Origin of the sequence: Petrotoga sp. 9T1HF07.CasAA.8.2 (assembly GCF_002895585.1) — a bacterium.
Lineage (GTDB): Bacteria > Thermotogota > Thermotogae > Petrotogales > Petrotogaceae > Petrotoga > Petrotoga mobilis.
This window is the reverse complement of the sequence record NZ_AZRI01000032.1, coordinates 1-13,555: the sequence shown is the minus strand read 5'-3', so window position 1 is coordinate 13,555 and position 13,555 is coordinate 1. Positions and strand designations below refer to the sequence as shown.

Annotated in this window: 13 protein-coding genes; 5 read left to right on the top strand and 8 right to left on the bottom strand. The window is 33.0% G+C overall.

What is annotated here, in order from left to right:
- The 8 genes from X925_RS07455 to X925_RS07420 form a co-directional block, all read right to left on the bottom strand.
- Positions 1 to 1,548 (bottom strand): diguanylate cyclase (locus tag X925_RS07455; protein WP_121959594.1); only part of this gene is annotated, 1,548 nt, incomplete at its 3' end.
- Between the two features lie 12 nt (positions 1,549 to 1,560).
- Positions 1,561 to 2,592 (bottom strand): BTAD domain-containing putative transcriptional regulator, encoded by a 1,032-nt coding sequence (locus X925_RS07450; protein ID WP_103065808.1) that lies wholly within the window; start codon positions 2,590 to 2,592, stop codon positions 1,561 to 1,563.
- A gap of 93 nt (positions 2,593 to 2,685) precedes the next feature.
- On the bottom strand, positions 2,686 to 3,765 hold the full coding sequence (locus X925_RS07445; protein ID WP_103065809.1) for a hypothetical protein: 1,080 nt from the start codon (positions 3,763 to 3,765) through the stop codon (positions 2,686 to 2,688).
- The gene (locus tag X925_RS07440) at positions 3,762 to 4,928 is read right to left on the bottom strand and encodes a type II secretion system protein GspD (RefSeq protein ID WP_121959593.1); all 1,167 of its coding nucleotides are present in this window, start codon (positions 4,926 to 4,928) and stop codon (positions 3,762 to 3,764) included. Before X925_RS07440 ends, X925_RS07445 begins: the two co-directional genes overlap by 4 nt.
- Positions 4,925 to 6,409, bottom strand: a complete 1,485-nt coding sequence (locus tag X925_RS07435) for a hypothetical protein (RefSeq protein WP_121959592.1) — start codon at positions 6,407 to 6,409, stop codon at positions 4,925 to 4,927. The genes X925_RS07440 and X925_RS07435 overlap by 4 nt, the downstream gene beginning before the upstream one ends.
- 190 nt (positions 6,410 to 6,599) lie before the next feature.
- Entirely contained in the window at positions 6,600 to 7,052 is a 453-nt protein-coding gene (locus tag X925_RS07430; protein WP_012209625.1) for a hypothetical protein, read from the bottom strand.
- 133 nt (positions 7,053 to 7,185) lie between these two features.
- On the bottom strand, positions 7,186 to 7,665 hold the full coding sequence (locus X925_RS07425; RefSeq protein WP_121959591.1) for a hypothetical protein: 480 nt from the start codon (positions 7,663 to 7,665) through the stop codon (positions 7,186 to 7,188).
- Between the two features lie 160 nt (positions 7,666 to 7,825).
- Entirely contained in the window at positions 7,826 to 9,028 is a 1,203-nt protein-coding gene (locus tag X925_RS07420) for a hypothetical protein (RefSeq protein ID WP_121959590.1), read from the bottom strand.
- A gap of 196 nt (positions 9,029 to 9,224) precedes the next feature.
- On the opposite strand from X925_RS07420, the gene X925_RS07415 reads away from it, so the two are divergent.
- The 5 genes from X925_RS07415 to glmS all read left to right on the top strand — a co-directional run bounded on the left by X925_RS07415 (position 9,225) and on the right by glmS (position 13,482).
- Positions 9,225 to 9,719 (top strand): hypothetical protein, encoded by a 495-nt coding sequence (locus tag X925_RS07415; protein ID WP_012209628.1) that lies wholly within the window; start codon positions 9,225 to 9,227, stop codon positions 9,717 to 9,719.
- A gap of 150 nt (positions 9,720 to 9,869) precedes the next feature.
- Positions 9,870 to 10,433 carry a DUF177 domain-containing protein gene (locus X925_RS07410; RefSeq protein ID WP_012209629.1) on the top strand — a complete coding sequence of 188 codons (564 nt, stop codon included), beginning with the start codon at positions 9,870 to 9,872 and terminating at the stop codon, positions 10,431 to 10,433.
- Between the two features lie 27 nt (positions 10,434 to 10,460).
- Positions 10,461 to 10,643, top strand: a complete 183-nt coding sequence (gene rpmF, locus X925_RS07405) for a 50S ribosomal protein L32 (protein ID WP_012209630.1) — start codon at positions 10,461 to 10,463, stop codon at positions 10,641 to 10,643.
- A 4-nt stretch (positions 10,644 to 10,647) separates the two neighbouring features.
- On the top strand, positions 10,648 to 11,628 hold the full coding sequence (gene plsX / locus X925_RS07400) for a phosphate acyltransferase PlsX (RefSeq protein ID WP_121567466.1): 981 nt from the start codon (positions 10,648 to 10,650) through the stop codon (positions 11,626 to 11,628).
- A gap of 15 nt (positions 11,629 to 11,643) precedes the next feature.
- Positions 11,644 to 13,482, top strand: a complete 1,839-nt coding sequence (gene glmS / locus X925_RS07395; RefSeq protein ID WP_121959589.1) for a glutamine--fructose-6-phosphate transaminase (isomerizing) — start codon at positions 11,644 to 11,646, stop codon at positions 13,480 to 13,482.
- Positions 13,483 to 13,555 lie beyond the last annotated feature (73 nt).

Below are 13,555 nucleotides of genomic sequence, written 5' to 3'. Positions count from 1 at the left end.
AAAAATTTTGTGAACATCGATTTCTTCCGCATTTGGAAGGCCTAAAACGAATTCGTCCCCACCTACTCGTATTATCAAATCTGATTCTCTTAAGGTATTTTTTAAAACATCAGTTACCTTTCTTAGAATGTAATCTCCTGCATCGTGGCCGTAATTGTCGTTTATGTATTTAAGATTGTCAATATCAATAAAAACAACAGACAAAGGCTCTTGTCTTCTTTTGGCAAGTTGAAAATATTTTTCTAAAGCATAAAAACCCGCTCTTCTGTTGTAAGAACCAGTTAAATCATCGAAAGTTGCGTATTTTTTAAGTATTTCTTCAAGTTTTTTCTTTTCAGTAATGTCTGTTATGACCAAGATAATTCTACTCACATCAACTTCTTCATACGTTACACCCGTTATTAAAACTGGGACTTTGTCACCGCTTTTCGTAACTAAGTTAGATTCGAAAGAAATTGCATTATTGGTGCTTCTTTTTAAATTTTTCATATTTTCATTAAAACTTTCCCAATCCCTTTGATCTAAAACTTTTTTCAAATCTAAAATTCCGTCATCAAACTCAACCATTTTGTAGAATGATTTATTAGCATATTTAACCTCTAAATCAAAATCTAATAAAACCAGACCTTGTCCCATGTTTTCAACGACTTTTTCAATAAAATCTTTCTCTTTCTTCATTTCGTCGACTTTCTTCTTGTTTTCAGTTATTTCTAAATAAGCTCCAACCATATTCAAAGGCAGCCCAAACTTGTTTCGTTCTAAAACTTTACCCCTTGAAAGAAACCATTTATCATTATTGTTCACATCTTTTATGCGGTACGTTCCTTCAAATTTACTTGCTTTGGTTAAAAAATGTTCTCTTATATTTTTTATTAATGTTTCAGTATCTTCCTTATTGATCGACTCTTCAAATTTGCTCCATTTGCCTTCAAAAGGGTCTGTATTGGTTCCTAAGATTTCTTTGTATCTTTCGTCATAACTGAATTTACCACAGTTTACATCCCATTCCCAAATTCCTATTTGAGAAACTTCTAAAGCTTTTAGAATAATTTCTTGGTTTTTTTGAATGATTTCAATCTCTTTTTTGTATTTTTCACTTTCGCTTAAATCCTTTCCAATTAATATGTAAAGGTTTTCATCGTTTATATGAAAGGTTTCTAATTTGAATTCAATAGGTATTTTTTCTCCATTTCCGTTGGGAAAGTATGATTTAAAAATCAACAACTTGTTCTGATTTTGCCTTCTAAAGAAATATTCGATCTGTTTCTTAACGTGAACCTCAAAAAAAGTTATGACATCTTTACCGATAAAATCTTTTTTTGAAAAACCGAAATTATTTATCTTTTTGTTGACAAAAACAATTTTTCTAAAACAATCCATAATAAGTATGAGGTCGTTCAAGTCATCTAGAATGTAAGAAGGAAAGTTCTCTTCGTTAAATTCGAAGGTTTCGTTTTTTGATTCTTCTAACTTTTTTTGAAGTTGAGACAGTATGAAGTCTTTCTCTACCCCTGTAAGTTTTTCGTAGTTCTCGTTAATTTCATTCACCCCTTATCATCCTTATTCTACTTTAACTATAGAATATGTGAAACCTTTTTCATTTAAAAGATTATTAATCTTTTTAACGACAATCTCTCTACTATCAGAAAGGTTTTTAATTCCTCTAAATAAAATATATATATGTTGAGAATTATAAGTTATTAAATCTTCTTGCCTTATGATCTTTTTCAATTCATTAATTAATGAATCGTCAAAAGAAGAATGCATTTTAATCTCCACTAATAGGTGATCTTTATCTCTTTTAATTTTCTCAAGTTCAACAACTATATCAAATAATTCTGACGACAAAAGGTTACCATTTTTTTCGTAAAATGGTGTTAATTCTCCATTATTTACGATGGGTGGAGAGAATGGAAATTCTTTTGCATGACCAAAAATATCTTTGTATTCGTTGAATAAACTTTTAGCTTTTTCAAGTTCATTGTTTTCTGTGTAGAATTTAATCAATCTTAACCAACTATCTTCTCTTTGTGAATAATAAAAAGCTTTTTGAAAATAATAATGCGCATCTATTGGGTTATTCATTTTTTGGTGAATATTGCCCATTTCAATTAACATATCAACGTATATACGTTTTAAATATTCCCTTTTTTCTCTTACCCATTCTTCGTGAACGTTTTCTTGTAATAACTCACCTTTGTATAAACTAACCGCCTTTGAGAATAAAAACAAACGTCTATTGATTTCTTTCTCTTTAAACCCTTCATCGCTTAAGGCTAAAAATTCTTCAAAATCTATATATATGTCTTTTGATTTTGAAAACGTGCAAAAATCCTCTTGTAGAGTTAATTCATCGCTACTCAGTCCTAAATTTTTTCTAATATAATAGAGTGTGGTATTTAAATTTTGTCTCGCACTTTCATCGTCGAAACCGGGCCAAAAGAGATCGTACAAATCAAAAACGGAAACCTTTTGGCCTCTGTTGAGAATAAGATATTTTAGAATTTCTCTAGCTTTTCTTGACTTTAAATTTTCTATTGGATTGTCATCAAGAAAAATTTGAAAATCCCCTAACATATAAATATTTAACATAAGGTATGCTCCTTTAAAAATCAATCCATTAATATTTAGCACTTTTGATAATAAACCAAAAAATATTAATGTTTTTAAAGCGATCAATAACTACTAAAATTCATAGAAGGAGGTTAAAGAAAAAGAAAATGAGTTAGAAGCAAAGTTATAACCACCTAAGGTCTCAAATTTAAAATTTGATATCTGATTCGAGATGCCTCCTGTTAAGGAGAAGTCATACTGATTTTCTAAATAACTCAAATCTAAGCCAACAAAAAAGTTGTTGTTCATATTTTCAGTCAATTTTTTGAGCTCTCTTCCAAGATAAAATCCAAGGTCTTCAAAATTCAAAGCTTGTGCTATTTTCTCTCCTAAATAAAAACCTTGTTCTTCATTAGTAAGTGTATCCTTTAAATCGACGATTTTAAACGTAGGGAAGTTTTTGGTAACTGTGAATGCAAAATCACCTTTGAAATCAAGGCTGTTATTGGAAAATGTGTAAGGTACAAAAATTCCATCGAATTCAAACGAGTCAATATAGGTTTTGTCGTTCAAAAACAGATAAAAGGTATCGTTTTGATAGTTAGCACCAACTTTCATTCCATTAAAAATTACTCCTAAGTAATATCCCCCATTTTTGTAATCAAGTAAGTTACTCATGCCAAAGAAAACTAAATCATTTAATTCCACTTCTGTTTCGGTAATGAACTCATCTTCATAATAAGAAAATTGGTTGTAATAAGTTTTAAAGATAATTTTATTATTTTTTGAAGTTTCTTCTTGATCTGTGAACTCTAATTTTTCAACGTTGTTAACTTGGAGATAGATATCCAAAGTCTTTTCCTCTTGCCCTTCTAAATAATAAATCGAGGTGACATAGTTTTTTTTGTTTTTTGAGAGGTCGATAGTGTTTTCAAAGTGCATATTTACACTGTCTATAATAATTTTTGTTCTAACCTTATCCCCTAAGTCATTGAGAGGAGTGATTCCGAAAGTAGCATCAATATTGCCTTTTGAAACAAAATTGAAAGTGTAACCTTGAATAACAGCCACGCTACCGACCAACGCTTCACTTCTGCTATCATTCTTCAAAACAGAATATATTGAGTAATTGTACATTTGAGAACTTTGTGAAAAGGCTAAAATTTGAAACACCAAAACGAAGAGCATTAAAAGATAGATATACTTTTTCATTTTTGATCAACCCCTTCTAAGGTTGGGGTAGCAGTTAAAAAAATCATCATCCGTTTGCTCTCATCAGTGTTTTGGTTATCACCGAATAAAAATCTAAGAAAAGGAAGATCTTTCAACAACGTTGTTCCCCCATTTTTTGAATAAAGTTGACTCAAATCTAAATCAGCAATTAGCAAAATTTCGTTGGGGTTTAAATTCACTTTAGTCTCCAACTCCGATTCTGAAAGTAAATAGCTATCTTTTGTAACTTCCATTAAGTTTGTTGTTTTTGTCTTAAAAGAAATTTGAAGTATTTGATTCATCATAGTTGGGGTCATTTCTATTTCTATTCCACTTTCAATATTTCTGAATTCGTTTCTGTAGGTAGTAAAAACGATACTCTCTAGATTCTTCAAACTTAATAACGCTGGCTCACCTGGTAAAACTTTGACAACCTGTTTAGTAACTAAATTTGCGGTTTCGTTCTTTTCGTACATCTCTATTTCAGCTTCAAAAAGATCTTGTACAGAAAATCCAATTGAGGGACTCGTAAAAGAAAAACTGTTAATTATACCTTCTTGGTTTATGTTGAACACGTTACCCTTTATCAAATCAGAGTACCTTTCATTTGTTTCAACGATATAAACGGTTAATTCAATATATGGTTCACTATTATCCAACTTGTCAACCAGATCTTTTATATAATCTATTGTATTTTGTGGAGCGTACACGACTATTTGGTTAGTTTCTTCGTTAGTTTTTATGTATTGGTGTAGATTTTCGGGAATCAAATTTAAAAATTTTTCCACCGAAATATAATTCAAAGAAAACACTTGCATTTCAGCTAAGTTCAAAAAATTATGACTTTGAGGATCGGCTAATCCCACAAAGTAAACATTTTCATCAATTTTTTTGTAAGAGTAGCCACCGGGAAGTAGAAGTATATTCAACGCTTTTTCTAAATCCACTTCTACAAAGTCTGCTGTGACCAAGCCACTCACGTATTGATCGGTTAAAATCGTTACCCCCGTTTGAAGAGAGATTTCGTTCAAAGCCTCTATTAAATCAGTGTTGTAAAAAGTTGCCGTCACTTTTGGGGCGGTACTTTCTTGAGAGAAGGCTAATAAACACATAAGTGATAAAATAACAAAAGAAATTGATCTTTTTAATATTTTTTTTATCACATTAACTCCCCCTCGAAGGCTTTTAACCTTTGTTCGTTGTTATAAATAGTGAGGATGTATCTATAACCATTCTCTTCTAAAATAGGTACTTCGCCAATCAACATCGTTTCTTGGCTAGGAACTAACCACTCTTGAGTAGATGGAAGAAGACTGTAAACACCTATGCTCACACCATCACTGTCTAAAATACTCAAACTTCCTTTAGGAATTATGTATCTCTCCCCCGTATTTTTGATCAAGGCACTAAAAATTCTGCTACCTTCTATTTTTTCATAGTTTGAGCTCACTAACTCAACATCATAATTTACTTCGCCTATAATCGTTTCAACGTTGACTTTTTTCTGAGATAAAAATTCTCCCGATTCATCGTAGGCATTTAGAACGATTTTGCCGTAGTAAGCACCATTTTCGACTTCTTTTGGTACGTTTATTGAAAGTATAACTCTTGAAGTTCGTTGAGCATTAACTGTAAAAGATGACGGAGACCTCAAAGTGATCCATGATAGCAAGGATCTATCTTTATGTAAACTCGAATATTCTTCTCCACCAACTTGTACCGTGACGTTTTGATTAGACATATTTTGTAGATTTATAACAAAGGTTTTAACAGCACCAGCGTAAAGCTCATGACTGAACTCTGTATTGTCTAATATAAGCGCAAGTTCCGTTGGAGGAGTGAAATTAAAACCTTCTTCAGGAACGTTTATATCGTATGTAAACACTCTTTGCCTGTTGGAGTAGTTAACAAAGAGGTTTACCTTGTAATCTCCAGGAGCTAACAGGTAGGTGGGTTTACCTGAAAATACAACTTTGTTCCCTTTTAATACTCTTTGGGTGGTTATATTGTTTTTTTCCATGTAAGAAGATTTTAAGGGCAATCTTTCTATCATCATACCAGATTTATCTCTCAAAATAGCTTCAGCAGAAATTACTAGGTCATAACTTGAGCCATTAGAGATGGTAGCTTCGATTACTGGTTTGCCTTCTCCATCTGGAACGACCTTCACATCTTCAACTTCCACCATTGTTATGACAGTTCCTTGCACATGAACTGTGATTCTTATAGCGTATCTAATAATTATTCCTATCGTTCCACTAGTTTCAACTTCTGGGGTAATCATAAGGATAAAATTGTAAGTTCCAAAAGGAGCGTTTGAGGGGATATTGACACCGACTTCAACTGGTGTCGTTGATCGAGGGGAAACGGTAATGGAGTTTGGAAATTCGATCCAATTTGAATAGAGAAAGTTATCTGGAGTTGCTTCTACATAATCAAAATTTCCATCAAAGTCCTGACTCAGTAGGTAAAGCTCTATATTGACGTTTTGTGTAGTGTTGCCTCCAATGACGTTTATAGTGGCAATGAATTCTTCCCCTGCCCTGACGTCTTTTTCAACGGACAAAGGCGAAACTGTTATCTGAGTGAAAGAAAAAGTTGTAAAAAGTAAAAAAACAATAGATAGAATATAAAATTTCTTCATGATTATTACCTATCCCCTTTTTTGTTTCTATTATAGCACAATTAAAATTTATAAAATCTTTAATAATTATATTCACTAAAATAAAGTGCACGTGTATATTAATAAAATTACCCCTTTTTAAGTGCTCTAATTGGAAAAAGGGGTAATTGAAAAATATGGGATATTATTAATAAATGTTCTTTAAAAAATCTTAAATTGAGGCTATGGTAAAGGTTACATCAGCGATTTTTGTATTTGTAGGAAGTGCACCTAGATTTAAGTTACCTAGAACGTCAAGTGTTGCAGTAACATCGAAGACCACATTTCCTGCTCCTCCAAAACCAGCTGCGTTGGTGTCTATGGAAATTTGTAATAAACTAGCCCATGAAGCATAACCAGTCACTTCAGCTATACTAGAAGAAACACTATAATTAACATTTGCCTCTGCTAAGAGCTTTACAGTATCTGTAGGATTTGCAGGATTTGCTGGATCAAATACTAAATCGAACTGGGAATCAGGACTTGTAGTATCTACTGACAATCTCACAAATGCTGGAACATTCAAAAAAACTGGAACGTTAACAGTATCAGAAACTTGTGCCAAACCTGAAACTGAAATCAACATCACCATCATCAAAACTGCCAAACTTAAAACTTTTTTCATAATTTTCCACCCCTTTTAAAATTTTCGTTTTATTTGAATTATCTTTATTTTACTTTTCTAATTTAATTATACTTAGGCAAATAAATTCTCAATAATTCTTAATAAAAATTCAATAAGAATTTATGTTACAATTTCAGTTGCTCGAAACTGTGATTTGAATGTCTCCAATTTTTCTTCCTGAAGCATTATATATCCACCCTCCCCCCTCTAACCAAAAGGTTAAAGAGTACGTGAGGCTTCCAGGAGTTCCTGGAATTCCCAGAATTCCTATAGTATCGTCATCAATCTTTGCTGAATCCGCTGGATAATCTGATATCGATAAATGAGAAGATTCGATAATTTGTTTTTCGTGAGCATTTCCAGTAGGAGCGTCACATAACGTAAATTTAACATCTAAATAATATTCTACATTAGCTTCTACCTTAAAATCTAAAGTATCTTCATATTGGTTAGTAGCATTTAAGTCTAAACGTGTTTTACTAAGTTCAGTAATTTTTAAGTATTCAGGCACCGTTAAATATATAGGGACGGTAAATTCTTCATTTATCGCAAATGTGATTGATGATATGATAATAATAGCGGAAATTAATGTATACTTTAGTATTTGAACCATTAGCCCTCACGCCCTGACTTCAATTTTTATAAAACTGATTCTAATTGAATTATACTCAGGGTAATAATACGCCAATTAATTTCAATAAAATTTGAATAAGAATTTTGCAGAAAAACAGTAAGAAGAAAATAAAAAATCAGCAGAAAGATTTAGGAAGGCACTAAGAAGCTGAAAGAGTGATATACACATCTCCTATATGTATAATTTCGTTAACTGTAATTGTCTCATCTTCAAAAAGTGAAAGTATTAGTTCACGTTTATCGTTCCACAAATCGGCAAAATTCGCCTTTATTTCAATATCAAAATCAGTATTACCGTTCTTTGTGGATATTACTTTGTCATTTTGTAAAAAAATATAATCTGCTAAGAAGTTGTAAGTATCAAAAATAACCATTGAAAGATAAATATCGTACTTTGGTAAAGTTGATTCAATGTGCACAGGAGCTGAAGAAATAACGTTATTTTGGGGATTAGCTAGGTCAAAAGTTAGTTGAATTTCTCCTTCTCCGCCGATAATGAAATTTATAAAAGGTTCAGGCACCTTAAAGTAAATAGGAACAGCCAAATAACTAAAATACCCACCCTCCATAGGGATAGAAACTACCGCATCCCCCACGTGAAGTCCCTCTTCAGGAAAGCCAGCCTCGACAAATTTTTCTTGTAATAAACTTCCATAATTTTTGAATAGGTTACCTAAATTAGAGCCAACTGTTATGTCGAGCTCTACATTAGGATTATTTAAATACGTATTTGGAGAACCTAAAAATTGCAAATAGCTACCTTCAGATAGAAAATCAAACCCATCTAATAACTCTACACCAACGTAAACATGAAGGGGAGGCAAGTTAGACTTGAGGGATACATTAGAGGATTTTTGATCATACCACTTCCCACTACCTGGATAAGGTGGGGTGAATTCAAAGACTATATCGTTTGAAACGTTATAGTCGACAAAAAAGTTGTCAACTACGAAATAAACATCAATAAAATCTAACTGTTCCCCAGTAGAGTCTAAAAGCAAAACTTCTCCTATTTTTGTCCCTGAAGAAGATAAAAGTCCATTCTGAAACATAGCCAGAATTTTTTGGTTATTGTTTTGCCATAATGGTTGGATATTAAACCCTAGTTGTAATGTATAAGTACTTCCGCTTCCCCAACTTGAAAGGTTAAAATAACTATGAAAGAATTGGTAATTACTATCTAGTTGTAATTCTACCCGATAAACGTTGGACAGATTAAGAAAAATTTGAGTTTGCTGATAGTTGTAATTGTCTAAATCCAATTTAAATTCGAAATAATTATTTGCTGAAAATATGCTCACAGTTAAGAATAAGAAAGTTATAAAGACAATCATTTTCTTCATTTTAATCACTTCCTAATAGTTTTCTTTTTAAATTATACATTATTTTTTATAAATAATTTTAACTATTTCAATAAAAATTCAATAAAAATGATTATAATTCGCTTTTAATCGTACTTAAAAAAATAATAAAAGACTTGACATTTTTATTTTTATTTAGTATAATTTTATTAGACTTTTATTAGAGGTGGTGAATGTAATGAAAAAGATTATTTTTATAACAATAATAATGTTGTTGGTTTTAAATATCAGTGTTATTTCTTTTTCTCAAACTTCTGATGGTGTTAATATCCCTGTCTATATTAGTGTTTCTAGTTATGCAGCGATTGACTCTGTTGATAAAGAAAGTTTAGATTATGAATTGGATTTGTCATCTCCTGAAAACAAAAGTGAAGAAATAAAGGTAAAAATCGTAGCAAATACCACTTTTGAACTCATGGTTGAATTTGATGCAGAAGGAAGTAGTTTTAACGAACAGAACCAAGCATTGTTTGAATTGTTGAATAGTAGCTTTAATTATTCTGTTGATAGTAACGATTCATCGTATGGAGTTATTGAAAAAACCGTTCAAGTAGGATTCAATTTTCAACAGGTGCTCGCTAGCAATCCTGAGATGAGAGAATTGCTTTTAAAAAATGGAGAATATAATGATAAGGTTGGTAATTTTGTTTTCACAGTTTCCCCCGCAGTTTAAAGACAATTATGCGCCCCTTATTTGCATAGTGCAGCAAATGCTCGAGAGGTAGGTTAATTCCTGCCTCTCTTTTTATTATTGAAAAATTAACAATTATTTTGTATTTGATAAACGTTTTTGAAGTAAAATAAAACGGCTGAGGTGAGAATAATGTTTAACGAAGAACTGAAAAATAAAAACCTTATAGTTGAATTAGAATCTTTTGAAAAGATATTAGAAAGAGAGATCATCATCAGAAACTGGAAAGAAATTGAACTACCTTCTGAAAAGGCGAAGATACTTGCCCCAATAGATGTAAATGTTTCTTTGGAGAAAGGCGACAGTCAAGTATTGGTAAACGGTAAAATTGAAACTATGGTTCAGCTTCATTGTTCGAGATGTTTGAAACCTATAGAGTATTGGATCGATGAAAGTTTTGAAGCCGTATATATGAGTAGGAGTTTTGAAAAGTATTTATCGAAAACTGAACGTTTAAAAACGTTAGACAATCTCATTTACTATGATGGTCAAACAATAGATTTGACAAATCGAGTAATAGAGACTATAATATTAGCAGTGCCAGAAGTTCCACTGTGTAAAGAAGATTGCAAAGGGCTATGTCCTATCTGTGGAATTGATTTGAACGAAAATCCAGAGCATTCTTGTGAAACAGAGGATATTGACCCACGTTTTGTAATGCTAAAAAAGTTGTTGGATAATGAAAAATCAAATTAATACAAAATACCAAAGGGGGTAACATAGATGGCAACACCAAAACAAAAAGCTTCAAGAGGTCAAACACATTCTAGAAGAGCGAAATTTTACTCTGCATACAAGATCAATGTTGTAAAATGTCCGAAGTGCGGAGAGCCAAAATTACCACACCGCGTTTGTTTGAATTGTGGATACTATGGTGACAAACAAATCTTAGAAATAGGTGAATGAGCCTATGGATAGTGTAAAAATAGGTATCGATCTATACGGCGGTGATAATGCGCCCAGTTCTGTTGTTGAGGGCGCACTTTTTGCTTTAAAGAATAAGTTTCTTTCTCCAGACGAATTGGTTATAGTGGGAAACGAAATTTCAAAGGAAGATTTAGATAAAATATCGAATTTAAAGATTGTGCCAGCTAAAAATTTGGTTAGTAACGAGACAAAACCAACGGAAGTTTTGAAAATGAAAGAATCTTCGATGTACCTAGGCTGCGAAATGTTGAAAAATAACGAATTAAATGCTTTTGTGAGTGCAGGTAACACTGGTGCATTACTATCAAGCGGTACATTTGTTGCAGGTAGACTACCTGGTATAAAAAGGCCTGCCTTGGTTTTAGCCCTTCCTTCTAAATCCAATAAACCAAAAATTTTGGTGGATGCAGGAGCAAACGCTGAAGTAAAGGCTGAACATTTTTATGATTTTGCAAGGGAGGGAATAGCTTACGCTAAATTTTTGAATCTTGAAAATCCAAGGGTTGGGATTTTAAATATCGGTTCTGAAGACGAAAAGGGAAATTCAATTGTTAGAGAAGCTTCTAATTTGTTGAAAGAAGAAAAGAAGTTTAATTATGTTGGCTATGTAGAAGCACGTGAGTTGTTTGATGATACGTGTGATATAATAGTTACAGACGGATTCACCGGTAACAACGTTTTAAAAACTATGGAAGGTACAGCTTATTTCATCCTTCATGAATTGAAAGAAACGATTAAAAAAGGTGGGTTATTCACAAAATTAGGGGCCTTGTTTCTAAGAGGTTCTTTGAAATCTTTAGTCAATAAAATTGATTATAGGAGTTACGGAGGGACATTCTTTTTGGGGGTCAATGGTGTTTTAGTTAAGGCGCATGGGTCTTCAGACGCTGAAGCAATAGCTAATGCATTGTACGTGGCTTACCGTGCCGCCAAATTTGACTTGATCGAAAAGATTGAGATTTAAAAGGGGGTTTAACAATTGTGTGGGATAGTAGGGTTTGTTTCCGATAGAAAAGTGAAAGTTGAAGATCTTATTTCTGGATTGAAAAAACTTGAGTATCGAGGATACGATTCCGCAGGTTTAGCTTACAATGTGAATAATTCTATAAAATACCTAAAAATGCCGGGAAGAATAAGCGAGATTGAAAAATTACTACTAAATGAAGGTTTAATGAAAGAAAGTTTTTATTCTGGAATAGCCCACACAAGATGGGCAACGCACGGCGTTGTTTCAGAACAAAATTCCCATCCACATTTGGATTGTAAAGAAGAGTTAGCCGTTGTACATAACGGCATCATAGAGAACTTTCAAGAGTTGAAAACGGAGCTTGAAGTTAAGGGCCATATCTTCAAATCAGAAACGGATTCAGAAGTTATCGCTCATTTGATAGAAGATAAGTACAATGGAGATCTTTTTGATTCTGTTTTAAAAGCTTTAGAAGAACTCGAAGGTGCGTATGCTATTGCTGTTGTTCATAAAGACAAACCCGATCAAATAGTTGCTGCAAGAAAAGGCAGTCCTTTAGTGATTGCAAGTAATAATAGTATTAGTATGTTAGCTTCAGATGTTACTCCTTTACTGAAGTATTCAAAAGAGATGAATTTTTTGAATGATGGAGAGGTAGCTATTTTAACTCCTAAAGGTTACTCTTTATTTAACTTAGATGGTGTCCCTCTTGAGAGAAAACCAATACTTATAACCTGGGATGAGTCGCTGGCAGAAAAATCAGGATATCCTCATTTCATGTTGAAAGAAATCTTTGAGCAACCAATAGCATTAGAATCCGTTCTGGTTGGTCGATTAAAAGATGGAAAACCACAGATAAAAGAAGTACAATCTTTAGAAGATTTTGTTAAGGGCCAAATGAAAAAAGTATATGTGGTTGCATGCGGTACGAGTTATCATGCTGGTTTAGCTGCAAAATACTTCATGAATAGATATTCAGATATTGATTTTGACATTGAGGTTGCATCAGAGTTCAGATACATGAATCCGGCGATAGATGGTAATACTTTGGTGTTGGCTATCTCTCAATCTGGGGAGACTATAGATACGTTAGAAGGTGTCAGATTAGCAAAGAAAAAAGGTGCATATGTATTAGCTATAAGTAACGTAGTTGGGTCAACTATTCCGAGAGAATCTGACGCAGTCCTTTATCTCAACACTGGTCCAGAGATAGGGGTTGCTGCAACGAAAACTTATACGGCACAGATAGCTTTGCTTTACACCTTAGCTGCCCAACTCATCCGTTGGAAAGGTTACAAAAACGAAGAGTTGGAAGAAATTATGAGAACCATCGAAAAAATGCCAGAAATATTTAAAATGATCTTGAATGAAACAAACGGTCACATGATGGAATTGGTAAAGAAGTATAAAAACTTCAAAGATATGATGTACATAGGTAGGGTTTTTGGTTTTCCTGCAGCTTTGGAAGGCGCTTTGAAATTAAAAGAGATCAGTTATATCAATGCCATTGCCTATCAAGCGGGAGAATTAAAACATGGTCCAATAGCACTGTTGGATGGGAATTTTCCAGTATTTGCAATAGTTCCGTCTGGGAAGCTGAGAGAGAAGATGATTTCCAACATTATGGAAGTAAAAGCTCGGGGCGCAAAGGTTATAGCTTTAACCCCGAAAGATGATGAGCAAACAAAAAAAATATGTGATGATTACATCGATGTGCCTACTGTTTCGGAACCTTTAATACCGTTGGTAGTTGCACCTATTACTCAACTTTTTGCTTATTACACAGCGGTACAAAAAGGCTTAGACCCAGATAAACCAAGAAATTTAGCAAAAAGTGTCACCGTAGAATAATTTGGCCAATTGTGGGGCGGGCAGCGGGGCAAAACATTGATTTTTCTTCCTTATGGGTGGGGAGCGGGGGAAG